Source organism: Variovorax sp. R-27 (assembly GCF_049913215.1).
In the GTDB taxonomy this organism is placed as follows: domain Bacteria; phylum Pseudomonadota; class Gammaproteobacteria; order Burkholderiales; family Burkholderiaceae_C; genus Variovorax.
Genome location: NZ_CP183984.1, coordinates 5405830 through 5430990, shown reverse-complemented (window position 1 = coordinate 5430990; position 25161 = coordinate 5405830). Strand labels below are relative to the sequence as shown.

Below are 25161 nucleotides of genomic sequence, written 5' to 3'. Positions count from 1 at the left end.
CGCTGCGCAGGCGATCAGATGAGCGCCTTGCTCCAGGACGACCTTTCCGTGGCGATCCTGCGCATGCTCGCGCAGGCGCCGGACGACGCTGGCGTTTCGCTGCCGCGCCTCGGCAAACGGCTCGGGCAGGGCGCAAGTGTGCTGATGCGCCGGCTCACGCTGATGGGCGATGCGGCCATCGGCGGCGTGCGCGGCCCCGGCTGGGTGCGCGTGGAGCAGCAGGACGGCCGCTGGGTCGCACACCTCCAGGAGCCCGGACGGGCGCAGGTGCAAACGCTGCCCCCTGAAGACGAAATGGGCGACTGAGCCGACAATGGCAGGCCCACCCGGAGCCACCATGTCGCAGCCAGACCTCGCCGATTCCGAAGACACCCTGCCGCCGCTCTCCCGGCATGCCGTGCACGTCTTCGGCGAGCGCGGCGTTGGGCCCGAAGGCGTGGTGCGCGACGACACTCTGGCGGCCGAGGTGCCGGTCGCGCTGGTGTTCAACGGCGTCTCGCACGCGGTGATGATGGCCACGCCGCAAGACCTCGAAGCCTTCGCGCTCGGCTTCGCGCTGAGCGAAGGCATCCTCGATACCGCCGCCGACTGCCGCGGCATCGAAGTGCATACGGTCGACGCCTCCGATGCCGGATTGCCCGAAGGCATGCCCGGCATCGAGGTGCAGCTTGAAATTTCCACCCGCAGCTTCGAACGCCTGAAAGACCGCCGCCGCAGCCTTGCCGGCCGTACCGGCTGCGGAGTGTGCGGCGTCGAGAGCTTTGCGGGGCTCGATCTCTCGCCGCAGCGCGTGGCACAGCGCGACTGGATCGAACGCGTCGACCTGGCGACGGTGCTGCGCGCCTTCGCAGCCATGTCGCCGCGCCAAGTCCTCAACGCCGAAGCCGGCGCGATCCATGCCGCAGCATGGGCCACGGTCGACGGCGAACTCACCGACCTGATGGAAGACGTCGGCCGCCACAACGCGCTCGACAAGCTGCTTGGCAAGCTCGCGCTGGCAGGGCGCCTCGAGGAGCCGGGCTTCGTGCTGATGTCCAGCCGAGGCAGTCACGAGCTCGTGCGCAAATGCGCGCGCCTGGGCATCGCTGCGATGGCGACCATTTCTGCGCCAACCTCGATGGGGGTGCGCATGGCCGAGCTCTGCGGCTTGCGTTTCTGGGGGCTGTGCCGCGCGCCGCGTGGTGTGCTCTATGCCGACGGACTCGCACCCTTTTCGAGCGACAGCACGGCATCAGCCACCGCCTCGATCCCCTGATCTGACAAGTCCTCCGCCACCACGCTCCGGCGCTGCACCCAGGCCTTGAAGTGCAGCTCCTGCGACTTCTGGTAATGCGGGTCGTAATGCAACGCCATCAGCTCCGCAAACAGATGCGGCAGATCGGCTTCGCGCGCCCACTGCTGCCAGCGCGCCACCGTCTCCTTCCCCTGCATTTCCTTCAGCACGCCCATCTTGTCGGCCAGTGCCTCGCGGTCGTCGCCGAGGTAGGCGTAGTCGCGCAGCAGATAGGCCAGCCGTGCCTCGGGCGTGGCCGCCACCTCGATGCACGACGCCGCCCGCATCCGCGCCACCAGCGACAAGGGCAGCGACAGCCGCCCGATGCGGATGCTCTCTCCCTCCACATACAGCGGGCGCGAGAGATCGACGGTTTCGAGTACTGCCGCGATCAGTGTCTCGAAGTGCTTCTGCGAAGGCTGCGCCACACCCGGCAGCGAGCCGAGCAGCGAGCCCTTGTGGCTGGCGAAGTCTTCCAGGTCGAGCACCTGCGCGCCGCGTGCGGCCAGCGCGTGCAGCACGCGGGTCTTGGCGCTGCCGGTAGCGCCGCAGATCACGCGCAGGTCGAGCTTCGGGGTCAGCGCGTCGATCTGCGAGATCACGTGCCGGCGAAAGCTCTTGTAGCCGCCGGCGAGCTGCTGCGCGTCCCAGCCGACGAGGCGCAGCCAGGTGACCATCGAGCCGCTGCGCATGCCGCCGCGCCAGCAGTAGACCAGCGGCTTCCAGTTCTCGGGCCGGTCGGCCAGCGTGTCGCGCAGATGCTTCGCGATGTTGGCCGCGACCATCGCGCCGCCGATGCGCCGGGCTTCGAAGGCGCCGGTCTGCACGTAGACGGTGCCGACGATGCGGCGCTCCTCGTCGTCGAGCACGGGGCAGTTGATGGCGCCGGGGATGTGGTCGAGCGCGAACTCGGCCGGGGAGCGGGCGTCGATCAGCGTATCGAAGGCGTGGCGGTCGCCGACCCGCACGGGCTGGCGATGACTCATGGCAGGAACCTCATGCCCCGATTGTCGGGTACTCAGGCGTATGCAGGTCCAAGGCCACGGCGCAAGCGAGCGCTCGCAAAGTCCACCAGCGTGACCAGCACGAACATCGCGATCAGCACCGTCATCGCCTGCTGCTGCTGGAAGATCGACAGGTGGAAGTACAGCAGCTGCCCCAGCCCGCCGCCGCCCACGAAGCCCAGCACGGCTGCCATGCGGATGTTCATCTCCCAGCGGTAGAGCGCGTAGGCCACCCACTGCGGCAGCACGATGGGCAGGCTGGCGTAGCTGAAGGCGGTGACGGGGTTGGCGCCCGAGAGCGTCAGCGCGTGCTCGGGTTCGCGCGGGGCGTTTTCCAGCGCTTCGGCAAACAGGCGGCCCAGCACGCCGGTGGTGTGCAGCGACAGTGCCAGCGCGCCAGCGAAAGGGCCGATGCCGGCGGCGAGCACCATCAGCGCGGCCCACACGAGTTCGGGCACGCTGCGCAAGAAGTTCAGGACGAAGCGCGCCACATGGCGCGGCAGCCAGCCGGCGCGGCCCGAGGCCGGCAACGCGAGCACCGCGCCCGCGATGGCCGCCAGCACCGTGCCAAGGGCGGACACGGCCAGCGTCTGCAACGCGCCATTGCCGACCTTGGAGAGAAACTCGGGCGACACATCGGGCGGGAAGAACTCGGCAATGAACTTGCCCATGAGCCGCAGCGACTCCGACGAGCCCAACGCGCGGTAATCGATGCCCAGGTAGACAAAGCTCGCAATCACCGCCACACCGATCAGCAGCAGGGCAATGCGGCAGCGCCAGCAGGGCGGCGGGCGTGGGGGCAGCATCGTCGTCATGCCAGCAGCCTGCGCAACGCATTGCTCAGCAGGTCGGCCAGCAGCACGAGCGCCAGGAACACCAGCAGGATGCTGCTGGCCTCGCCGCCGTTGAGCATCTTCATCGACTGGTCCATCAACTGCCCCAGTCCGCCTGCGCCGACGAAGCCCATCACCACCGACGCACGCACCGCGCATTCCCAGCGGTACACGGTGTACGAGGCCAGTTCCTGCGCCGTGTTCGGCAGCAGCCCATAGCAAAGCGCCGCGAGCCGGCCGCTGCCGCTTTCGAGCAGGGCTCGCGCGGGGCGTGTGTCGGTCGATTCGAGGATCTCGGCGTAGACCTTGCCCAGCATGCCGCCGTAGGTGATGGCCAGCGCCAGCACGCCCGCGGCGGGGCCGAGCCCGAGCGCGCGCACGAAGAGCAGAGCCCAGACGATTTCGGGAATCGCCCGCAGCACCATCAGCAGCCAGCGCGCGGCCTGCCGCACGATGCCCGCCTGCACGCGGCCGGGCCCGGGGCCGATGCGCGAGATGGAGAGAGCGCGCGTCGTCACGAAGCCCAGCGGCGCGCCGATCAGCAACGCCAGCGCGGTGCCGGCCGTGGCCATCGCCAGCGTTTCGAGCGTGGCCTTGAAGAGCAGCGCGAGAAAGGCGGCCGAGCCGTCGGGTGGAAAGAAGCCCGCCAGGAAGTCGCCGATGACCGCGAGGTTGCCGCCGGCGAACAGCGCCCACGGCTTGAATTCGGACAGCGCCAGCATCGGCCATGCGATGACGAGCGCGGCGACGCATCCGGCCAGCCGGCGCGCGGCGTGCGGGTCGCGGTGGGCGATGGCGGTGCTCGTCAAGGGCAGTCCGGCCGATGGAAAGCCGCTTCCATTGCCGCACTTGCCGGCTGCGGCCGCTGCGTTGCGATGCCGCCTTCGCTCGCATAGAGCGCGTCGAGCATCGCGGCTGTTACTTGCGCGGCGGGCAGATCGAACATCACCTGCCCGTTGCGCATGCCGACGATGCGCGGAAACCAGCGCAGCGCGAGGTCCACCGCATGCAGCGAGGCCATCAGCGTGGCGCCCGTCGATTCGCTTTGCGCGACAAGCTGGCCGATGGCGGCGTCGGCCAGCGTGGGGTCGAGTGCGGACACGGGCTCATCGGCCAGCAGCAGAGCGGGGCGCTGATACAGGGCCCGCGCAATGCCCACGCGCTGCAGCTGGCCGCCCGAGAGGCGGTCGCAGCGGTCGAACAGGCGGTCTTCCAGCGACAGGCGCGCCAGCACTTCGTGCGCACCGGCAATGTCCGAGGGATGGAAGAGCGAGCCCAGCGCGCGCAGTGTCGACCACTCGCCGAGCCGACCCGCGAGCACGGCTGTGACCACGCGCAGGCGCGGCGCAATCGGCGGCGACTGGTGCACGGTGCCGATGCGGGCGCGCAGCTTCTTCAGCGCCGCGGCTGGCAATTGCCAAGGCCTGGCGCCCAAGGCTTGAACCTCGCCCTCCGTGGGCCGCAGCGCCGCGCCGAGCACGCGCAGCAGCGTGGTCTTGCCGGCGCCCGAGGGCCCGATGACGGCGATGCGTTCGCCGTCGTGCGCGGCCAGCGTCACCCCGGCCAGCGCTCGCTGGCCGTTGGGGTGCACGACACCCGCGCCTTCCAGCGAAAAACTCATCCGCGCAAACTCACTTGATCAGGCCAGCCGACTTGCCCGCCGTCTCGATGCCGTCGTAGTTCGACGACTTGGTCGGAATGAATTTGCTAGCCCGCTGCAGTGCCATGATTTCCTTCTGCGCCGGGTTGGCCGGGTCGAGCTTCAGGAACGCGTCGGTCAGCTTCCTGGTGATGGCCGCATCGAGCCCCGGGCGCACCGTCCAGTTGTAGTCGTAGTAGGTCGGCGTGGTCGCCAGCACGCGCACCTTGGCGGCGTTGGGGTTCTTGGATTCGACCAGCTTGTCCCACACCGATGCGTTGAGCACGCCTGCCTCGGCGCGCGATGCGGCCACGAAGGCCACCGTGGCGTCATGCGCGCCCGAGAAGGCGACCGTCTTGAAGTCCTTCTCGGGGTTGATGCCGGCCTGCAGCAGGAAGTAGCGCGGCATCAGGCTGCCAGAGGTGGACGAGGGCGCGCCGAAGGCGAATGTCTTGCCCTTCAGGTCGGCCAGCGTCTTGGCGGTGCTGTCGACCGGCACGATGAACTTGCTGGTGAACACCTCGTCTTCCGCGCGCTGCACGATCGGTACCGCGCCGCCGTTGGTGCGAATGCGTGCCTGCACGAAGGTGAAGCCTCCGAGCCAGGCCAGGTCGATCTTGTTGGTGGCCAGGCCTTCGACCACGGCGGCGTAGTCGGTCACGGGCGTGAACTGCACGTCCATGCCGGTTTCCTTCTTGAGGTAGTCGCCCAGCGGTGTGAACTTGCGCTGCAGCTCGGTGGGGGCTTCGTCGGGAATGGCCGAGACGCGCAGCACGCCCTGGGCGAGGGCGCCGAAGCTGGCGGCGGAAAAGGCCAGCGCGAGCGCCACCTGGGTGAGAGTCTTCTTCATGGATGTGCCTCGAAAACGTGCAGCGGGTGTGGGAAAGGAAAGGACGGGATTGTAGAAAGCAGGGCCGCTTCGATAATCGGCCCATGAACCCAACGCTCATGAACCCGCTCGCGCCTTTGCGCCTCACGAGTTTTTCGCATGGTGGCGGCTGCGGCTGCAAGATCGCGCCCGGCGTGCTGTCGCAGATCCTCAAGAACCATGCGGGCGGCATGATCCCGCCCGAGCTCATGGTGGGCATCGAGACCGCCGACGACGCGGCGGTCTACAGGCTCAACGACCAGCAGGCGCTGATCGCCACCACCGACTTCTTCATGCCCATCGTGGACGACCCCTACGAGTTCGGCCGCATCGCCGCGACCAACGCGATCAGCGACGTGTACGCGATGGGCGGGCGCCCGATCATGGCGCTGGCCCTGGTGGCCATGCCGATCAACCAGCTGCCGGTGGAAGTCATCGCCGAGATCGTGCGCGGCGGGCAGGACGTGTGCCGCGCAGCCGGCATCCCGATTGCCGGCGGCCACACCATCGATTCGGTCGAACCGATCTACGGGCTCGTCGCCATGGGCCTCGTGCACCCCGACCGCGTGCGGCGCAATGCCGATGCGAAGGCGGGCGACGTGCTGGTGCTGGGCAAGCCGCTGGGCGTTGGCGTGCTGTCGGCCGCGCTCAAGAAAGAACAGCTCTCCGAGACCGGCTATCGCCAGCTGATCGAGAACACGACGAAGCTCAACACGCCCGGCATCGCGCTCGCGGCGCTCGACGGCGTGCATGCGCTGACCGACGTGACGGGTTTCGGCCTCGCTGGCCACACACTCGAACTGGCGCGCGGCGCGAAGCTCAAGGCGATGATCGAATGGTCGAAGGTGCCGCTGCTCGACAACGTGGTGGTGATGGCCGCCGAGGGCATGGTCACCGGTGCCTCGGGGCGCAACTGGGCCGGCTACGGCGCCGACGTGGAGCTGGCCGCCGGCCTGCACGCCACCACGCAAAACCTGCTGAGCGATCCGCAGACTTCGGGCGGCCTGCTCGTGAGCTGCGCGCCTGAAGCGGTCGATGCCGTGCTGAAGATCTTCCGCGACGAAGGCTTTGCGCAAGCGGCGGTCATCGGTCGTGTAGAGGCCGGTGAGCCCTCGCTGCGCGTGGTGCCCTGACAGAGCGGTCCTATGCCGACTCGTCGAGTGGGCAGTCGCCGTCGCGAGCGGTTCGAGCTTGCGCCGAGAAGCGCAGACGTACATGGGTACGTCGAGCATCGCAGGTGCAAGATCGGACCGCGCAGCAGGCGAATGCCCGCTCGACGGCGGAAGGGGGAAGGAGTCGAACCTTCCCGGCGACGACTGGCGCCACCCACTGGGTTTGAAGCCCAGCCGCCCCACCAGGGACGATCCCCTCCCATGACTCTTGTCGTTCACGGCCTCGCCCCGAACAACGTCGTATCGGGCCGCAGCAAGTGCGTGTCCTTCACGCGCCGCGTATAGCCCACACGGTCAAAAAATTCGAGCAACTGGATTGCGCGCTTGCGTCCCAGCCCCGTTGCATCGCGAAAACTCGCAGCCTGCAAGCCTTCAGGACCATCGAGGCAATCGCGTGCCAACGCCGCCAACCGCTCGATGGTCGCCAACGGATAGTACAAGTCCTTCACCACCTGAAAGGTCTCGCCACGCCGCGCGAGACTCGCGAGCGTCTGCCGCACCATCGGCTCGCTCACCGCGCAGTCCTTCGCAAGATCGCGCACCCATGGCGGATCGAAGCCGCCGTCGGCCAGCCTGGGCAATAGCTTCTGTGCGAGCTTCTGTTCTGCTTCGCCGAGGCGTGCCGCATGGTCCGGCAGATGCAGCCAGGTGCCGCTGCGCACCAGCGCACCGCGCGCGACCAGCGCATCGAGCGCATGGCGCCACAGCGAGTCGTCCGCGCGTGGACCGGCCAGCCGCTTGAGGCGGCGCGCATCGGGGCCGACTTCGTCTGGCGCGGTGCGATGGAAGTCTGCGAGGCGCCCGGTGATCTGTTCTTCAAGCATGTCCAGATGCGTTTGCGCGATGGCCGTGTGGTCGATGCGCACGGCGTCGCCGGGCAGCGGCATCGCACCTTCATCGGCCAGCGAGAGAGCGCGCGCCATCCGTGCGATGTCGATACCCAGCGGCGCGTTGTGCAGCAGCGCGGCCACGCGGGCATCGCGGTCGTCGATGGCCCAGGCCGCCAGCGTGCGCAGGCGCTCGGGCGTGCGGCGGTAGCGCACCGGCGCGAACGGATCGAGCACGCGCACGCCGGCCACGGTGCGCGTGGCAGAGGCATCGCGCAACACACCGCGGTCGCCATGCCATGCGCCGACTGCTTCCCGCAGCACCAGCTGTGCAAAGGCCGTTTCGCCGGGCGCGAGCGCATCGCGGTCGAGCAGCGCGACAGACGCCATCACATCGCTCGCGCCGAGGTGCGCGTGCACCGTCGCGCCTGAGCGCAGAGGCTTGGCCTCGTCGGGCCACAGCGTGAGGAGCACGTCGATGCGGTCGGTGGCAAGCGCGATGGACGGTGTGCAGACCCAGTCGCCGCGATGCATCTCGTCCTTGGTGACGCCGGCCAACGCCAGCGCGCAGCGCTGGCCCGCGTGCGCCGATTCGGCCTTCTGGTTCTGCGCATGGATGCCGCGCACGCGCACCATGCGGTCGCCGGGCACCACGCGCAGTTCGTCCCCGATGCGCACCGTGCCGCTGAAGACCGTGCCCGTGACCACGGTGCCGACGCCCGACAGCGTGAAGGCGCGATCGACGGCGAGGCGAAACGCCAGGTCGTCTTCGCGCGCGTGCTCCTGGCGCGCCACGTCGAGCAGCCGCTCCCGCAACGCATCGATGCCTTCGCCGGTCGTCGCCGACACGGCCAGCATGGGCGCCTGTGCGAGCGGCGTGGGCGCGAGCAGCGCGGCGATGTCCGCGCGTACCTCGGCGAGCCGCGCTTCGCGCACGGCCTCGTCAATGCGGTCGATCTTGGTGATGGCCACCGTCGCCTCGCGCACGCCCAGCAGCGCCACCACCGCCAGATGCTCGCGCGTCTGCGGCATCACGCCGTCGTCGGCAGCCACCACCAGCAGCGCGTGGTCGATGCCCGTGGCACCGGCCAGCATGGTATGCAGCAGGCGCTCGTGGCCGGGCACGTCGACGAAGCCGAGCGACACGCCATCGGGCGCATGCAGGTACGCATAGCCCAGCTCGATGGAGATGCCGCGCCGCTTTTCCTCGGGCAGCCGGTCGGTGTCGACGCCGGTGAGCGCGCGCACCAGCGTGGTCTTGCCGTGGTCGATGTGGCCTGCGGTGCCGATGATCATCGTGGGGGCGTCGTCACATGAAGTTGCGGGTGTGCAGCTCGGACAGCCGCTGCGCCTCGTCACGGTCGAAGCCCAGCCGTGCGAGACGCGAACGCCGTCCGGCTGCCATGTCGCGCTGCAGCTGCTGCACGGCCGCGTGGCCACGTGCGACGGCAGTGGGCGAGAGTTCGCCAGCGGCCAGCAGCACCAGCGCGTCGAACACCTCCTCGTTGAGGCCCGCCGTGCTGGCCAGCGTGTCGTAGCGCACCTCGATGGCGTTGCGCAGCCGCGCCTGGTAGTCGGGCTGCACCGAGAGCCGGTATTCGAGATGCGCCATGCCGAAGGCGACGTGGCGTGCCTCGTCGCGCGCCGTGAGCCGCGCGATCTGCCGCGTCACCGGGTCGGGCGCATGCGCATGCAAAAAGTTGAGCAGGTTCACGAAGCTGCCCTCGCCGAGCACGGCCAGCAGGAAGGTGGCGACGGAGAAATCGGGCGCATCGAACAGCGTGCGCAGCGAGGCCTGACCGCCGGCGGTCGACAGCGCAGGCTGGTGGCCGCGCAGCGTGGCGCGGCGCGTGAAGACTTCGACGTGCCGCGCTTCGTCCGCGCATTGCAGCGCGAGCAACTGCAGCACCTCGCGGAAATGCGGATGGATCTGCCCGAGGTGGCGCGCCGGCACAAGCAGCGCGGCATTCTCGTTTTCGATGAGATAGGTCATCACCTGCACGACCGCTGCTTCCACAGCGGGCGACAGGTCGAAGGGCGCGTCCCACTCGATGGCCGTGCCCGGGTCCCATTGGGCTGCTGCTGCCTGCCGGTAGAGCTCGCCCGCCGTCGCGGCCCACACTTCTTCGCGGCGATGCAGGGCGAAGAAGAAGGGCGGGCTGCCGGCCTCCACCGTGGCACCGCGCGCGGCCAGGCCCCAGCCGGGCGCGGCGTCTTCGGCGGGCGAGCCGTTGGCGTCGCCCTGCGCAGCGCCGGTCGATTGCGCGCCGAGCCAGCGGCCTTCGGCATGCGGGCCGCGCGTGACCAAAGCCTCCTCCGCCGTCTCGAAGCGCAGCGGATGCCCCTGGCTGCGGCACCAGGCTTCCAGGTGCATCTGCCAGTCCGGCGATTGCCCGCGCACGCGCAGCTCGCCGCCCACCGGCCTTTCAGCCAGCGCGCGGCGAATGAGCAGCAGGGCGCCTTGGTCGAGGCCCAGCGACTCAATATCGATAGTCGGGGTTGGTGATGCGGCCATCGCCGTCGTAGAAATGCTCGTCGTCCACCGCGCGCTCGAGCAGCGCGTAGCCGCTGGTGCGTCCGGCGCGCCATTCGCGCAGGCCTTCGAGTTCGAGCAATGGGCGCACCTGCGGGTCGTCCCAGCGCATCGCCATCAGCAGCGACACGAAGCTGTCGATCAAGGCGGCCGGCGCGCCGGGGCTGGTGGTGAAGTTGCAGTGGTCGTACGCGCCGGTGCGCGCCAGCACGCGCGTGCTGCCCGAAGGCAGCGTGCCGTCGAGGCCGAAGGCCAGGTGGTTGCCGTCGATGAGGCAGCAGGCGTCGACCTCGCCGGCCATCAGCGCGATGGCCGCATCGCGCTCGCCGCCGATGTGGTCGCCATGCTTGCCGCCGAGCACGTCGAAGTAGCGCACCTGGAAGTCACGCGACTTCACCAGGCCTTCGGTGCGCAGGTGGTCGAGCGGGATCAGCGTGGCCTGCGGCGAATCGAGCGCACCCAGCCCGACGGTCTTGCCGCGCAGATCGGCCAGCGACTGCACCGGGCTGTCGGCCCGCACGACGATGGCCGAGCGCAGGTCGCAGTCGGTGTCGCGCATCGCCACGGCCTGCACCTGCTGGCCGCGGCTGCGCGCGACGCGGTCGGCCCGCACCCACGCCAGCGGCGAATTCCACGCCAGGTGCAGCGTGCCGTCGAACTGCGCCTCGACCTGGCTTTCGTAGTTCGAATACAGCACGTAGTCGAAGGGCAGGCCGTTCTTCACGAAGAAGGCCTTGAAGCCCTCCCAGATGGTGACGACCTTGGGCGCGTAGGCCACAGCGCCCATGATCAGCGTCGGTTCGGACATGGCGCGGTTCCTCAGAACAGCGGCAGGCCGGTGATGGCCTTGCCGATGAAGTCGTACAGCACGTCGGAGGTCGGTGCCATCACGCTCGATGCGCGCGCATCGCGGAACAGCCGCTCGATGCCTGCCTCCTTGCGGAATGCCGCGCCACCGCACACGCGCATGGCGATGTCGGTGACTTCGAGCGCGGCTTCGGCGGCGGCCGCCTTCACTTCGAGCACGTGCAGCATGGTGTCGGGGCGGCTCGCGCCGATGGCGGCCACGGTGTCGTCGAGCAGCGCCTGCACCATGTCGGTCTTGATGCGCGCACGTGCCAGGTAGGCGCGAATGGTCGGCAGGTCGGCCAGCGACGAATCGAGGTGCACGTGCTTCGTCTGGCTCACATGGCCGATGGCACGGCTCAGGGCGCCTTCCATCAGGCCGGTCGAACACGCGGCACTGAGCACCGAGAACCACGGCAGCACCAAGCCCATCATGGCGTCGAAGCCCTTGCCGTCTTCACCGAGCCGGGCGCCGGCTGCGATGCGCACATCCTTCGCGGTGATCGGCGTGGAGGCGTTGCCGCGCAGCCCCAGTCCGTCGAAGCGGCCGGGCTGGCTCAGGCCGTCGGACTTCGCATCGACCAGCCACAGCGTGCTGGCGCCTTCGGCCGCGAGCGGCTTGCTCGACCACACGTAGCTGTCGGCCTCGAAGGCGGAGGTGACCCAGCTCTTGCGGGCATCGAGCACCACGTTCGCGCCATCTGCGCGGGCGGTGCCGGTGGGGGCCCAGAAGTGGCTGCGCGAATCGGCTTCCGAAAAGGCCAGCGTGCTCAGGTGCTTACCCTCGGCAATCGCGCGGCGCGTGGCCTCGGGGCCGAACTGTTCGAGCACGGCGGTGGCGCAGTAGTGCATGCACACGACCATCGCGGTGGACGGGCAGGTCTGCGCGATGCGCGACACCACCTGCGCGGCTTCCTTCAGGCCCAGGCCCTGGCCGCCGACCGACGTGGCCGACACCAGCCCGAGCAGGCCGGCCTGGCCCAGCGCCTGGATCGTCTCTCGTGGAAAGCGTCCCTCGCTGTCGGTGCGCTGGGCCGAGGGCTGCAGCGTTTGCGTTTCGATACCGGCGAGCACTTCGAGGGGATTCATCGCTTTTTCCTGGAGTACGGATTGAGGGAGTCGATCTATTGCAGCCGCTCGCGCAGGGCATCGAGCTGGGCCGTGAAGGGCGCGCTGTCTTCCAGGCAGCGCAGGTCGAGCAGCAGACGGTCTTCCGCGATGCGGCCGATCACCGGCAGCGACAGGCCGCGCAGCGCGGTGGCGAGGGCGTCGAGCGCGGTGCCCGTGCCCTTTTTCGAGGTGCCGGCCGGCGCGAGCGCAAGGCCGGCCGAGGGCAGCCGCTCGACAGGCAGAGACCCGGAGCCGATCTGCCCGAGCAACGGCACGACTTCGACGGTGAAGCGCGGTGACACCGCTGCCTGCACGGGCGCCTTCAACGCCTCGGCCATTTCGCGGATCGCATCGGCGGGCCGCGTGAGCAGCCGCAGCGTCGGCAGGTCTTGCGCAAGACGCTCGGGCCGCAGGTACAGCGACAGCGTGGCTTCGAGCGCGGCCAGCGGCAGCTTGCTCATGCGCAGCGCGCGCTTCATCGGGAACTTGCGGATGCGGCCCACGGCGGCCTTGCTGCCGACGATCAGCCCGGCCTGCGGACCGCCCAGCAGCTTGTCGCCCGAGAAGGTGACCACGTCGCAGCCGGCTGCAAGCATCTCCTGCGGCAGCGGCTCGCGCGGCAGGCCGTAGTGCGCGAGGTCGACCAGCGAGCCGCTGCCCAGGTCGGTCGCCAGCGGCACGCCGCGTGCATGCGCGATGCCGGCGAGCGTGGCTTCGTCGACTGCGGCGGTAAAGCCCTGCACGGCGTAGTTGCTGGTGTGCACCTTCATCACCAGCGCCGTGTGTTCGTTGATGGCGCGCTCGTAGTCCTGCGGATGCGTGCGGTTGGTGGTGCCGACCTCGACCATGCGCGCGCCCGCGCTGGCCATCACGTCGGGCATGCGGAAGGCGCCACCGATCTCGACGAGCTCGCCGCGCGAGACGATCACTTCGCGATCGCGTGCCAGTGCCGCGATGGTGAGCAGCACGGCGGCCGCATTGTTGTTGACCACCGTGGCGGCCTCGGCGCCGGTGATGCTGCACAGCAACTCTTCCACCAGCGAGTCGCGGTCGCCTCGGCTGCCGGTGGCGAGGTCGTATTCGAGGTTGTTGGGCGATGTCATCACCGCGAGCAGCCGCTGCAGCGCTGCGTCGGCCAGCAGTGCGCGGCCGAGGTTGGTGTGGATGACGGTGCCGGTGAGATTCAGCACGGCGCACATGCGTGGTGCGAGGCGGGCCTGGATGCGCGCTGCAAGCGCATCGCCGAGTGCGTCGTGCCGCACCTCGGCGGCCATCAGCTTGCCCGCCACGGCCCGCGCGCGAAGCCCTTCGAGCAGCGCACGGGCCTCTTTCACCACCAGCGTATGGCCGTGCTCGGCCAGCAATGCGCCCGGCACGGCGAGGCGCAGCAGTTGATCGACAGAAGGCAGATCTTGGGGCCTTGCCGTCGAGCCGTGGACCACGGACTCTTCGGGCGCCGCCATCAGCCGCCTCCGCCGTCGTCGGGGATTTCGGGGTCGCCGAACAGCAGCATCAAATTGTGGCCGCTGCGTTGATGGCCGGCTTCGGACACCAGCAGGTCGAGCGTGACACTGGCGAGGTCGTCGGCGACGGGCTCGACCTCGGGGTCTTTCTCCATCGCGATCTGCTTGAGGTAGTGGCCGCAGCTGTCGCAGCACTCGGCTTTGACTGCGCCTTCGCGCGCGCCGGTGGCCGGCAGCTCCACGCCGGGTTGCGGCGACAGCGATTCGAAGTGAATGCCCTTGGTGCTCTCGCAGTGCGTGCACTTGATGCGCACGTAGTGCCACTCGGTGCTGCACAGCGAACAGTGCAGGTAGCGAAAGCCCGCTTCGTCGGCACCGATGCGCGTGATGCTCACGGTGGGCACGCTGCCGCAGCAAGGGCATTCGTTGCCGGGATCGGTGCGGCCGAAGATGTTCTCGCCTTCGCGGTCGGCCACCTGCAGCACGAGCTGAGCCCAGTAGGCCTGCAGCCCCGCGGCAATCAGTGGCGCGGCTGCGAGGTCGAGGCCGAACATGATGCGGCGCGAGAGCCGGTCGGCCTGCTCGTTGATCCACGCATCGTCGGCCGCCACCACGCGGTCGAGCGTGTCGCGTGCAGGGCCTTCGGGCAGCCGTGCGCGGAAGAGGCCGAGCAGACGGCGAAGCTCCTGCAGCCACACCGGATCGCGCGTCCAGCCGAAAGCGGGCATCGGCGGTTTCAGCACCTTCGATGCGGCTTCGAGCGAAGCGGATTCGGGCAACGTGACCGGTGCGTAGTCCTGCAGCACCTGGTGCTGCGCCTGCGCAAGATCGGCGATGAAGATCAGGTACTCCCGCATCGAATGCGAAGCTGCGAGCTGGCGCAGCCGCAATTGTCGGTCGGAGAACACGAGGGACCGAACCGGCAAACGCAGGAACGGCATCTGCCGTCCGGCCTGCATCGCGATCTGTTCGGGATCGAGGATGCGGGTGGTCCGGATCGGCGGTGGGCTGCCGGTGGAACTCGTCATCGGGGCAGTATCACTCACCTCGCGTCATTTTGCGATGCCAGAGCGGATGGTTGAGCTTGGCCCATCCCTCCGTGACGGTGCCGCGCGTCATCGCGCGCAGCGTGCCCTTGACCCAGATGGCCGCGTAGATGTGCGTGATGACTGAAATGATCAGCACCACGGCCGACACCGAATGCACCACCACCGCGATGCGCCGCAGGAGGATCGGGAAGAACCCGACGAACCACGGGCTCCAGAACATGAAGCCCGTCACCAGCAACAGCAGCAGGCTGACACCGAAGGCCCAGAACACCAGCTTCTGCCCCGCGTTGTACTTGCCCACCGGCGGCATGCTCGACTTGTCGCCCTTGAGCATCTTCGGCGCGTTGGCGATCCACTCGCGGTCGCTGCGATCGAGGATGTTCTCGCGCCACATCGCGCCGAACAGGAACACAAAGCCCAGCACCATCAGCAGCCCCATGAACGGATGCAGGATGCGCGTCCACGGCCCGCCGCCGAACAGCGTGCTCAGGAAGAACAGGGCAGGGTGGAAGAAGGCCAGGCCCGAGAGCGCGGCCGCGAAGAACATGATCGCGACGAACCAGTGGTTCATGCGCGTGGCGTCGCGGTAGCGGCGAAGGTAATAGCGTGTCATCGCGTTCTCCTCATGCACGGGGCGCGGTGGATGGTGCGGGGGGTGACGCAGGCGGCTCTTCGATCACCACCACGTCGTCGGGCTTGCCATCGCGGTCGGCATCCGGATGCTCGTCCTTCGGCTCGATGGGGCCGGTCTTCATGTAGTGGAAGAAGCTGCCCACCACGGCGCCGATCATGGCGACCATTGCGAGCGGCTTGGCCACGCCCTTCCACAGCGACACCAGCGGGCTGATGTGCGGGTCTTTCGGCAGGTCGGCGTACAGGCCCGGCCGGTCGGCGTGCTGCAGCACGTACATCACGTGCGTGCCGCCCACGCCGGCAGGGTCGTATACGCCGGCGTTGGAAAAGCCGCGCTCCTTCAGGTCGACGATGCGCTCCGAGGCGTACTCGTGCATGTCTTCCTTGGTGCCGAAATGCAGCGCGCCCGTGGGGCAGGCCTTGACGCAGGCCGGCTCCAGGCCCACGCCCACGCGATCTGAGCACAGCGAGCACTTGTAGGCCTTGTTGTCGGCCTTGCTGATGCGCGGCACGTCGAAGGGGCAGCCGGTGACGCAGTTGCCGCAGCCCACGCAGTGCTCGCTGATGAAGTCGACGATGCCGTTGCTGTACTTGACGATGGCACCCGGCGCCGGGCACGACTTCAGGCAGCCCGGGTCGTCGCAGTGCATGCAGCCGTCCTTGCGGATCAGCCATTCGAGCTTGCCGGCCTCGGGTTCGACTTCGGAGAACCTCATCACCGTCCATGAGGAAGGCGTGAGATCGACCGGGTTGTCGTAGGTGCCGTGCATGGTGCCCACGTCGTCGCGCAGGTCGTTCCACTGCATGCATGCGACCTGGCAGGCCTTGCAGCCGATGCAGGTCGACACGTCGATCAGCTTGGCCACCTGCTGCACCTGCGGGCGGCTGCGGATGTCGGGCGACGGCGTGGTCGTGGCCGATCGGGCGGCGATGTCCAGGGTTTGAAGGGAAGACATCGCTCAGGCCTTTTCGATGTTCACGGTGAACGACTTGTACTCGGGCGTCTGTGTGTTCGCGTCGCCCACGAAAGGCGTGAGCGTGTTCACCAGATACCCCGGCTTGGCCACGCCGACGAAGCCCCAGTGGTTCGGCAGCCCCACCGTGTGCACCGTGCGGCCATCGACCTGCAGCCCGACGATGCGCTTGGTGACCAGCGCCACTGCCTTGATGAAGCCGCGCTTGCTCGACACCTTCACCATGTCGCCATTGGCGATGCCTTTGTCCTTGGCAAGCTCCTCGCCAATCTCGACGAACTGCTGCGGCTGGATGATGGCCGAGGTGCGCACGTTCTTGGTCCAGTAGTGGAAGTGCTCGGTGAGCCGGTAGCTGGTCGCCACGTACGGGAAGTCCTTCGGCACGCCGAGACGCTCGAGGTCGCCCTTGAAGATGCGTGCCGCGGGGTTGGCGCGCGCCTTCTCGTTGTTCGGGTGCATCAGGTTGTTGACCAGCGGCGACTCGAAGGGCTCGTAGTGCTCGGGCAGCGGTCCTTCGGCCATGCCCGTCGGCGCGAAGAGCCGGGCCACGCCCTCGGCCGTCATGATGAAGGGGCGCACCGCGTCGGCTTCCGTCGGGTTCGCATCGGGCCGGATGTCGGGAACGTCGGCACCGGTCCACTGCTTGCCGTTCCACGCGATGAGGCCGCGCTTGGCGATCCACGGCTTGCCGGTGGCCGGATCGGTCGAGGCACCGTTGTACAGAATGCGCCGGTTCGCGGGCCAGGCCCACGCCCAGTTCTGCACCATGCCGATGCCGTACGGGTCGGCGTTGTCGCGCCGTGCCATCTGGTTGCCGGCCTGCGTCCATGCGCCGCTGTAGATCCAGCAGCCGCTGGCGGTGCTGCCGTCGTCGCGCAGCAGGCCGAAGCCCGAGAGCTGCTCGCCGGCCTTGGCTGTCGGCGGCTTGGTCGGGTCCTTCGGGTCGAGCAGGTCGGTCAGCGCGCGGCCGTTGTATTCCATCGCCAGTTCCTGCGCGGAAGGCGAGTGCGGAATCTTGTAGGGCCAGGTGAGGTTGACGATCGGGTCGGGATACGCGCCGCCGTCCTTCGCGTAGGCCGTGCGAATGCGGTTGAAGATGCCCGCGATGATCTCGATGTCGCCCCTGGCCTCGCCCGGCGGCTCCGCGCCCTTCCAGTGCCACTGCAGCCAGCGGCTGGAGTTGGTGAGCGAGCCGTCTTCCTCCGCGAAGCAGGTCGAAGGCAGGCGGAACACCGTGGTCTGGATGTCGGTGGTCTTGACGTCGTTGAACTCGCCGAAGTTGCGCCAGAACTCGCTGGTTTCGGTCATCAGCGGATCGATGGTGACGAGGAACTTGAGCTTGGACAGCCCATCGACGATCTTCTTCTTGTCCGGGAACGAGCCCACCGGGTTGAAGCCCTGGCAGATGTAGCCGTTGAGCTTGCCCTGGTTCATGAGCTCGAAGGCCTGCAGGATGTCGTAGAGCTTGTCGATCTTCGGCAGGTAGTGGAAGGCCCACTCGTTCTCCGCCGTGGCCGCGTTGCCCCACCACGCCTTCTGCATGCTGACGAAGAACTTCGGGTAGTTCTGCCAGTAGCTCATCTGGTTGGGGCGCAGCGGTTTCAGCGCGCGGGTCTTGTAGTAGACGTCCAGCGTCTGCTCGCTGTCACGCGCAAGCGACATGTAGCCGGGCAGGGAGTTCGACAGCAGCCCCAGGTCGGTCAGGCCCTGGATGTTGCTGTGGCCGCGCAGCGCGTTCATGCCGCCGCCGGGTACGCCGATGTTGCCCAGCAGCAACTGCACGATGGCGCCGGTGCGGATCATCTGCGAGCCCTGGCTGTGCTGCGTCCAGCCCAGCGCGTACATGATGGTCATGGTTCGCGTGGAGGTGCTGGTGCTCGCGATGTACTCGCACACCTTCAGGAACTTGTCCTGCGGCGTGCCGGTGATGCGGCTCACCAGCTCGGGCGTGTAGCGCGAGTAGTGCCGCTTCATCACCTGCAGCACGCACTGCGGGTCCTGCATGGTCATGTCGACCTTGGCCATGCCCTGCTCGTCGAGCGCGTAGCCCCACGACTTGGGGTCGTAGTTGCGCTTCTCGGCGTTGTAGCCGCTGAACAGGCCGTCCTCGAACTTGTAGTCAGGCCCGACGATGAACGGCGCGTTGGTGTAGTTGCGCACGTACTCCGTCTGGATCTTGTCGTTGCCCAGCAGGTAGTTGATGACGCCCGCGAGGAACGCGATGTCCGAGCCCGCGCGTATCGGGGCGTAGTAGTCGGCCATGGCGGCCGAGCGCGTGAAGCGCGGGTCGACCACGACAAGGCGCGCCTTGTTCTGCTTCTTGGCCTCGATGACCCACTTGAAGCCGCACGGATGCGCCTCCGCGGCATTGCCGCCCATGATCAGCACAACATCCGCGTTCTGGATGTCCTGCCAATGGTTGGTCATCGCGCCTCGTCCGAACGTCGGGGCCAGACTGGCCACCGTAGGTCCGTGTCAAACGCGTGCCTGGTTGTCGAACACCAGCATTCCCGTCGAGCGGAATGCCTTGTGCGTGATGTAGCCCGTTTCGTTGGACGAGGCCGAGGCGCAGAGCATGCCGCTGCTGGTCCAGCGGTTCACGGTCTTGCCCTCGGCGTTGGTGGTCTGGAAGTTGGCGTCGCGGTCGGCCTTGAGCAGCTTGGCGATGCGGTCGAGCGCCTCGTTCCAGCCGATGCGCTTCCATTCGGTGCTGCCGGCCTCGCGCACCTCGGGGTACTTCAGGCGGTTGGGGCTGTGCACGAAGTCGAGCAGGCCCGCGCCCTTGGGGCACAGCGTGCCGCGGTTCACGGGGTGGTCGGCATCGCCCTCGATGTGGAGGATGTCGGACACCACGTTCTTCGCCTTGTCGCCAAGGCTGTACATGATGAGCCCGCAGCCCACCGAGCAGTACGGGCAGGTGTTGCGGGTCTCGGTGGTGCGCGCGAGCTTGAAGTTGCGGGCCTCGGCCAGCGCGGCGGTCGGCGAGAAGCCGAGCGCCACGATGCTGGAGCCGACCAGCCCCGCACTGCTGACGCGGAAGAATTGCCGGCGGTTCATGTCCATGACGTGACCTCCTGCAGCGGTGAAGTGGGGTGTTTCATCGTGATCTTCTTTTTGCCGGGAAACTTGATTGAATGAATCAGTCGGGCCGCGCTACTTGGGCGCCGCAGTGCCGTCGCCACCGCTCGGCGCGGGCGCCGCGCCGCCGGACGAGCCGCCGCCGCCCGGGCCGCTCATGCCGCCGATGGCTGTGCCGCCTTCGGACGGGCCTTTGTGGGAAGCGGAGGATTCGACCTTGTCGCCGGACTCGGCGGGCTTGATGCCCGTCGGGCTCGCGCCGGTGGTGCCGCCATCGGCCTTCGGCGTGGGGACCTTGGGATCGCAGGCACTCGCCAGCATGCCTGCGACAAGGCACAGGCCGACGATCTGCAAACGCTGACATCGGGGCATCGACACTCCTTGGGGAAGGACGGGTCTGACAACGGGCTGTTTTTGTGGCCTCGTTTTTCGCTCTCCGGGAGTGCCCGGTTTGCGACAAACGGGATACGTTTGTCGCATCATGCGACAGCATCCTGTCGGGATCAAGGGCCGAAAGGGCGCAATAACCCTTGAATCCAGCCGCGCCCCCGACCGTCGGCTATCGTTCGCGCCATGAATGCCTCCCTCCGCCTGGGTTGGCGCACGCTCTGGCGCGACCTGCGCGCCGGCGAACTGCGCCTGTTGATCGTTGCCGTGGTGCTGGCCGTGGCCGCGCTCACGGCTGTCGGCTTCTTCGCCGACCGCCTGCAGGGCGGGCTCAAGCGCGACGCGCGCCAGCTGCTGGGCGGCGACGCGGTGATCGTCAGCGACAACCCGACGCCCGAGGCCTTCGTGGCGCAGGCGAAATCGCTGGGACTGGAAGGCAGCGGCACCTACGGCTTTCCGACCATGGCGCGAGCCGGGGACGCGCAAGGCGGCGCCAGCAAGCTGGTGGCGCTGAAGGCCGTGGCCGCTGGTTACCCACTGCGCGGCAACCTGCAGACCTCCACCACCATCGACGGGCCGGGCGCCATCACGCGCGACATCCCGCCGCCGGGCGAGGTGTGGGTCGATGCCTCGCTGCTCGACTCGCTCGCGCTCAAGGTCGGCGACACGATGCTGCTGGGCGACACCGGCCTGCGCGTCGGCCGCGTCATCACGCTGGAGCCCGACCGTGGCGCCGGCTTCATGAGCTTCTCTCCGCGCGTGATGCTCAACCAGGCGGACGTGCCGCGCACCGGGCTCGTGCAGCCCGCCAGCCGCGTCGGCTATCGCTACGCGGTGGCGGGCAGCGACGCGGCGGTGAAACGCTTCAGCGACTGGGCCGACGCCACCATCAAGAAGGGCGAGCTGCGCGGTGTGCGGCTCGATTCCTTCGAGGGCGGCCGCCCCGAGATGCGCCAGACGTTGGACCGCGCCGAGAAATTCCTGAGCCTGGTCGCGCTGCTCGCGGCGCTGCTGTCGGCCGTGGCGGTGGCGCTGGCCGCGCGCGGCTTCGCGGCCAGCCACCTCGACGACTGCGCGATGCTGCGGGTGCTGGGCCAGAGCCAGCGCACCATCGCCGTGGCCTATTCCTTCGAGTTCGCGGTGATCGGCATCGTGGCCAGCGGGCTGGGCGTGGCGATCGGCTTCGCGGTGCACTACGTGTTCGTGCTGCTGCTGGCGGGGCTGGTCGAAACCGCGCTGCCCGCGGCCACCTTGTGGCCCGTGGCCTTCGGGCTCGGCATGGGGCTCACGCTGCTGTTCGCCTTCGGCCTGCCGCCTGTGCTGCAGCTGGCCCGAGTGCCGCCGCTGCGCGTGATCCGGCGCGACGTGGGCGGGCTCAAGCCGGCATCGCTCGCGGTGCTGGGCGTTGGCGTGGCGGGCTTTGCGGCGCTGCTGATGGCGGCGAGCAGCGACATCAAGCTGGGGCTGATCGCGGTCGGCGGCTTCGCGGGTGCGGTGGCGGTGTTCGCGCTGCTGAGCTGGCTGGCGGTGAAGGTGCTGCGACGCAGCGTCAACGAAACGACGGCGCCGCGCTGGCTGGTGCTCGCCACGCGGCAGATTTCGGCGCGGCCGGCGTACGCGGTGGTGCAGGTCAGCGCGCTGTCGGTCGGCCTGCTGGCGCTGGTGCTGCTGGTGCTGCTGCGCACCGACCTCGTCGCGAGCTGGCGCCAGGCCACGCCGCCCGATGCGCCGAACCGCTTCGTCATCAACGTCATGCCCGACCAGAGCGATGCCTTCCAGAAGTCGCTGCGCGACGCGGGCGTGGGCAAGTTCGACTGGTACCCGATGATCCGCGGCCGGCTGATCGCCATCAACGACAAGCCCGTGACGCCCGACGACTACGCCGAAGACCGCGCCAAGCGCCTGGTGGACCGCGAGTTCAACCTGAGCAACAGCGTGGATGCGCCCGCGCACAACACCATCACCTCGGGCAAGTGGACGCCCGATGCGACGGGCGAAGTGAGCGTGGAAGAGGGCCTGGCCGAGACGCTGGGCCTGAAACTCGGCGACTCGCTGCGCTTCGACATCGGCGGCATGCAGAACGAGGCACGCATCACCTCGCTGCGCAAGGTCGACTGGGGCTCGATGCACGCCAATTTCTTCGTGATGTACACGGTGGCCTCGCTGGCCGACGTGCCCACCACCTACATGGGCGCCTTCCGCGCGCCCGAGACCCGGGGCTTCGACAACGCACTGGTGCGCAGCTACCCGAACGTGACCAACGTCGACATGAGCGCCACCATCAACCAGGTGCAGCGCGTGCTCGACCAGGTGATCCGCGCGGTCGAGTTCCTGTTCGGCTTCACGCTCGCGGCCGGGCTGGTGGTGCTGTTCGCGGCGGTGACGGCCACGCGCGAGGAGCGGGCACGCGAGTTCGCGGTGATGCGCGCGGTGGGCGCGCGCGCCAGCCTGCTGCGGCAGGTGCAGCGCGCCGAGCTGGTGGGTGTCGGGCTGCTCGCTGGTTTTCTCGCGAGCATCGTGGCTTCGGTGATCGGCTGGGCCCTGGCGCGCTTTGTGTTCGAGTTCACCTGGACTGCCTCGCCCATCGTGCCGGTGGCCGGCGCGCTGGCCGGCGCGGTGCTGGCGCTGGGCGCGGGATGGTGGGGCCTGCGCGACGTGCTGCGCCGCCCGGTGGTCGACACGTTGCGGCGCGCTGCCGAGTAGCCATCTTTTTCTTCGGGGTCGAGCCGAACGGGGTCGTGGAATGCAATACATTCCCCGACCCCGTATTCAATTCACTCGGAAGAATCTTTCTACATGCGCTTGGCGTCATTCCAGATCACCAACTTTCGCTCGATCAACGACAGCGGCCTCATCGACTCCACACAGATCACGGCGATCCTCGGTCGAAATGACAGCGGCAAATCGAACCTGCTGCGCGCACTCCACAGCCTGAACCCCGCAGAGGGCCTGGCCGAACTCAGCCCCATCAAGGACTTTCCCCGCCACCGGCGCCTGGAAGAGTGCACCGGTGACACCCCCGTCGTCTTCACGCGCTGGAGCCTGGACGAGAGCGAGCAGGCAGAGCTGGCCGCGATCCTGCCGCGCGCGGCAGGCGTGCGCCACGTTACCGCGGCCCGCGGCTATGGCACGGCGCGCCAGGCCGGGCTCGAAGGGCTCACGGCGCTGTCGCTCGACGTGAGCGACATCAAGGGCAAGGTCCGCAAGATCGTGCCGGCCGTGAAGGCCGCCGCAGAAAAGGTCGCCGAGGAAGCGAAGGCCACGCTCGAGCAGGAGGCCGACACCTTCGACGCCGCGATGATCATGAGCCCCGACTACATCAAGTGGTCGGCCGGCGCGGTCAAGGCGGCGCAGGCCCTGCGCAAGGCGCTGGCCGTGGCGGGCGCCGAACTCAGCGACAAGCAGGAGCAGATGCTGGCCGAGCTGGAAGACATGGCCCTGTCCATCTCCAACGACACGCCCGCGCTCGCCTGCGCGCAGGCCTGGGTGATCGAAAAGCTGCCGCGCTTCGTCTATGTCGACGAATACCCGGCACTGCCCGGCCGCCAGAACATTGCCGAGTACCTGGGGCGCCGGGGCTGGGGCCAGCTCACGCCTGAGCAGCAGAGCTTCGGCAAGCTGTGCAAGGTCGCGGGGCTCGATCCGCAGAAGCTGCACGACCTGCTCGAAAAGAACGACCAGGCCACGCGCAACCAGCTCGTCAACCGTGCCGGCTCGGTGGTGACGGCAGAGATCCGCCGCCTCTGGAAAGATCGTCCGCTGAAAGTGCGCTTCAACCTCGACGGCCAGTACCTCGACACGCTGGTGTCCGACCCGAACGGTGCCTACGAGGTCGAAGTGAACCTCGACGAACGCAGCCGCGGCTTCCAGTGGTTCTTCTCGTTCTACATCGCGTTCTTTGCTGACACGAAGGGCGGGAGTGCGGAAGACGCGGTGCTGCTGCTGGACGAACCCGGGCTGCACCTGCACCCGCACTCGCAGGCCGACCTGCTGGCGCACTTCGAGAAAGACTTCGGCAACCAGATCATCTACACCACGCACTCGCCGTTCATGGTGCCTGCGCACCGGCTCGACTCGGTGCGCACGGCCAGCCTCGGCGAGACCAGCGGCACCACTGTGAGCAATGCCGCGGAGGGCGACGAGCGCACGCTGTTCCCGCTGAAGGCTGCACTGGCAATGAGCCGGCTTGGGAGCGAGCCGGTGGCTGTGAAGGCGGAGCCGACGAAGCCGGCGGCTGCAAGAACGGTGACTGCAGAGGGCGTGAAGCCTGTCAGGGCGGCCAAGCCCGCGGAGGTGATGCCTGCCGCCGTGGCCGCGCCTGCCGAAGTGGCGCCCGTTGCCGCGGTCGTTGAGCCTGTCGCCGCACCGGTTGTCGCCCCGGTCGCGGTGCCACCCGTCACCGTGGCTGCGGCTCCCGCGCCGATGGCCGCGCCTGCCGAGACAGTCGCCGAGCAGGTGGAACCGGGCTGATCATCCGCGCGCGGCCTGCCTCGTGACCGGGGTGGGCGGGACTTCGTCGCCCTCCTTGAACATCCGCTCCCCCGCAAAGTCCACAAACGCCCGCACCTTCGGCGACAACTGCCGGCTCGACGGCCACAGCGCCGAGAACTGCCCCTGCCGCACGAGGTGCGTGGCCAGCACGCGCTGAAGCTCGCCGCGGTACAGCGAATCGCGCGCCAGGAAGTCGGGCATGTAGGCCACGCCGAGTCCGGCCACGGCCGCGCCCAGCATGGCTTCCATGTTGTTGCACAGCAGGCCGGGCGGCAGTTGCGCGGGCAGCCCGGGCAGGTCCCATTCCTCGACCTTGCCGCCGGTCACGAACTTGTAGCGCAGGCAGGCGTGCTGTATCAGGTCGGCCGGCACCTGCGGCACGCCGTGGCGTTCGAGATAAGCCGGTGACGCCACCAGCACGAACTGGAACGGGCCGAGCCGCCGCGCCACCAGTTGCGAATCGACCAGGTCGCCGCTGCGAATTGCCACGTCGACGCCCTCGGCGATCACATCGACCAGCCGGTCGTTGAAGTCGAGGTCGAGCTCGATCTCGGGGTAGCGCGCCTTGAAGTCCGGCAGGATCGGCAGCAGGAAGCGGTAGCCGATGGTCGGCAGGCTCACGCGCAGCCGGCCGCGCGGGGCGGCGACGGCGTCTTGCATCATGGCGCGCGCATCGTCCAGCTCGTCGAGGATGCGGCGGCAGCGCTCGTGGAAGAGCGCGCCTTCCTGCGTCAGCCGCGTGTGGCGCGTGGTGCGGTTGAAGAGGCGCACGCCGAGCTGCTGCTCGAGCCGTGCGACGTTCTTGCCCACAGCCGAAGCCGAGATGCCCAGCTGCCGGCCGGCCTTGGCAAAGCTCAGCTGGTCGGCCGCGCGCACGAAGGATTCGAGTCCGCTGAAGCTGTCCATGGATTAGCAACCCTGGGTTGGGAGTGTGAGGATCAATGACGCCATTTTCATTCCATTGATTCCTTTCTATCTTCT

The 25161-nt window shown here is 68.4% G+C and carries 21 protein-coding genes and 1 tRNA gene; 5 read left to right on the top strand and 17 right to left on the bottom strand.

Annotated elements, in window-relative coordinates; all coding sequences use genetic code 11:
- The first annotated feature begins 18 nt into the window (after positions 1-18).
- Together ACN9MV_RS25395 and fdhD are read left to right on the top strand one after the other, a co-directional pair.
- Positions 19-306, top strand: a complete 288-nt coding sequence (locus ACN9MV_RS25395; protein WP_093058009.1) for a hypothetical protein — start codon at positions 19-21, stop codon at positions 304-306.
- A gap of 31 nt (positions 307-337) precedes the next feature.
- Positions 338-1255 carry a formate dehydrogenase accessory sulfurtransferase FdhD gene (gene fdhD, locus ACN9MV_RS25390; protein ID WP_426390035.1) on the top strand — a complete coding sequence of 306 codons (918 nt, stop codon included), beginning with the start codon at positions 338-340 and terminating at the stop codon, positions 1253-1255.
- Here fdhD and mnmH read toward each other — a convergent pair.
- The 5 genes from mnmH to ACN9MV_RS25365 are packed head-to-tail and all read right to left on the bottom strand — an operon-like array spanning position 1189 to position 5599.
- A complete protein-coding gene (gene mnmH, locus ACN9MV_RS25385; RefSeq protein ID WP_426390034.1) occupies positions 1189-2259 on the bottom strand; it encodes a tRNA 2-selenouridine(34) synthase MnmH in 1071 nt (356 codons plus the stop codon). The genes fdhD and mnmH overlap by 67 nt on opposite strands.
- Positions 2260-2291: 32 nt before the next feature.
- Complete coding sequence (phnE, locus tag ACN9MV_RS25380; RefSeq protein ID WP_093077384.1) at positions 2292-3092, bottom strand: phosphonate ABC transporter, permease protein PhnE; 801 nt, start codon at positions 3090-3092, stop codon at positions 2292-2294.
- On the bottom strand, positions 3089-3919 hold the full coding sequence (locus tag ACN9MV_RS25375) for a PhnE/PtxC family ABC transporter permease (protein WP_426390033.1): 831 nt from the start codon (positions 3917-3919) through the stop codon (positions 3089-3091). The genes phnE and ACN9MV_RS25375 overlap by 4 nt, the downstream gene beginning before the upstream one ends.
- Positions 3916-4731, bottom strand: a complete 816-nt coding sequence (locus ACN9MV_RS25370) for a phosphonate ABC transporter ATP-binding protein (protein WP_426390032.1) — start codon at positions 4729-4731, stop codon at positions 3916-3918. The genes ACN9MV_RS25375 and ACN9MV_RS25370 overlap by 4 nt, the downstream gene beginning before the upstream one ends.
- A gap of 10 nt (positions 4732-4741) precedes the next feature.
- Positions 4742-5599: a putative selenate ABC transporter substrate-binding protein gene (locus ACN9MV_RS25365; RefSeq protein WP_426390031.1), complete on the bottom strand. Its 858-nt coding sequence runs from the start codon at positions 5597-5599 to the stop codon at positions 4742-4744.
- Between the two features lie 83 nt (positions 5600-5682).
- On the opposite strand from ACN9MV_RS25365, the gene selD reads away from it, so the two are divergent.
- Complete coding sequence (gene selD / locus ACN9MV_RS25360; RefSeq protein WP_307616224.1) at positions 5683-6750, top strand: selenide, water dikinase SelD; 1068 nt, start codon at positions 5683-5685, stop codon at positions 6748-6750.
- 147 nt (positions 6751-6897) lie between these two features.
- On the opposite strand, the gene ACN9MV_RS25355 is transcribed toward selD, so the two are convergent.
- From ACN9MV_RS25355 to ACN9MV_RS25305, 11 genes are all read right to left on the bottom strand, one after another.
- Positions 6898-6990 (bottom strand) — tRNA-Sec (locus tag ACN9MV_RS25355).
- A 14-nt stretch (positions 6991-7004) separates the two neighbouring features.
- Positions 7005-8912 carry a selenocysteine-specific translation elongation factor gene (selB, locus tag ACN9MV_RS25350; protein WP_426390030.1) on the bottom strand — a complete coding sequence of 636 codons (1908 nt, stop codon included), beginning with the start codon at positions 8910-8912 and terminating at the stop codon, positions 7005-7007.
- A 13-nt stretch (positions 8913-8925) separates the two neighbouring features.
- The gene (locus ACN9MV_RS25345) at positions 8926-10131 is read right to left on the bottom strand and encodes a ferritin-like domain-containing protein (protein WP_426390029.1); all 1206 of its coding nucleotides are present in this window, start codon (positions 10129-10131) and stop codon (positions 8926-8928) included.
- Positions 10097-10957, bottom strand: a complete 861-nt coding sequence (locus tag ACN9MV_RS25340; RefSeq protein WP_426390028.1) for a phosphate/phosphite/phosphonate ABC transporter substrate-binding protein — start codon at positions 10955-10957, stop codon at positions 10097-10099. Before ACN9MV_RS25340 ends, ACN9MV_RS25345 begins: the two co-directional genes overlap by 35 nt.
- Positions 10958-10968: 11 nt before the next feature.
- A complete protein-coding gene (locus tag ACN9MV_RS25335) occupies positions 10969-12084 on the bottom strand; it encodes an acyl-CoA dehydrogenase family protein (protein ID WP_426390027.1) in 1116 nt (371 codons plus the stop codon).
- Positions 12085-12119: 35 nt separating this feature from the next.
- Complete coding sequence (gene selA, locus ACN9MV_RS25330) at positions 12120-13568, bottom strand: L-seryl-tRNA(Sec) selenium transferase (protein WP_426390026.1); 1449 nt, start codon at positions 13566-13568, stop codon at positions 12120-12122.
- On the bottom strand, positions 13568-14596 hold the full coding sequence (fdhE, locus tag ACN9MV_RS25325) for a formate dehydrogenase accessory protein FdhE (RefSeq protein ID WP_426390024.1): 1029 nt from the start codon (positions 14594-14596) through the stop codon (positions 13568-13570). The genes selA and fdhE overlap by 1 nt, the downstream gene beginning before the upstream one ends.
- 10 nt (positions 14597-14606) lie before the next feature.
- On the bottom strand, positions 14607-15230 hold the full coding sequence (locus tag ACN9MV_RS25320; protein ID WP_354337718.1) for a formate dehydrogenase subunit gamma: 624 nt from the start codon (positions 15228-15230) through the stop codon (positions 14607-14609).
- Positions 15231-15240: 10 nt separating this feature from the next.
- Positions 15241-16206 (bottom strand): formate dehydrogenase subunit beta, encoded by a 966-nt coding sequence (gene fdxH / locus ACN9MV_RS25315; RefSeq protein ID WP_426390023.1) that lies wholly within the window; start codon positions 16204-16206, stop codon positions 15241-15243.
- 3 nt (positions 16207-16209) lie between these two features.
- On the bottom strand, positions 16210-19287 hold the full coding sequence (gene fdnG, locus ACN9MV_RS25310) for a formate dehydrogenase-N subunit alpha (RefSeq protein WP_143047794.1): 3078 nt from the start codon (positions 19285-19287) through the stop codon (positions 16210-16212).
- A gap of 90 nt (positions 19288-19377) precedes the next feature.
- Positions 19378-19674: a hypothetical protein gene (locus tag ACN9MV_RS25305; RefSeq protein ID WP_093057992.1), complete on the bottom strand. Its 297-nt coding sequence runs from the start codon at positions 19672-19674 to the stop codon at positions 19378-19380.
- Positions 19675-19875: 201 nt separating this feature from the next.
- On the opposite strand from ACN9MV_RS25305, the gene ACN9MV_RS25300 reads away from it, so the two are divergent.
- Both ACN9MV_RS25300 and ACN9MV_RS25295 read left to right on the top strand, forming a co-directional pair.
- Positions 19876-22392: an ABC transporter permease gene (locus ACN9MV_RS25300; RefSeq protein ID WP_426390021.1), complete on the top strand. Its 2517-nt coding sequence runs from the start codon at positions 19876-19878 to the stop codon at positions 22390-22392.
- A gap of 93 nt (positions 22393-22485) precedes the next feature.
- Positions 22486-24159 (top strand): AAA family ATPase, encoded by a 1674-nt coding sequence (locus ACN9MV_RS25295; protein ID WP_426390020.1) that lies wholly within the window; start codon positions 22486-22488, stop codon positions 24157-24159.
- On the opposite strand, the gene ACN9MV_RS25290 is transcribed toward ACN9MV_RS25295, so the two are convergent.
- Entirely contained in the window at positions 24160-25086 is a 927-nt protein-coding gene (locus ACN9MV_RS25290; protein WP_007839236.1) for a LysR family transcriptional regulator, read from the bottom strand. It abuts the gene before it with no gap.
- Positions 25087-25161 lie beyond the last annotated feature (75 nt).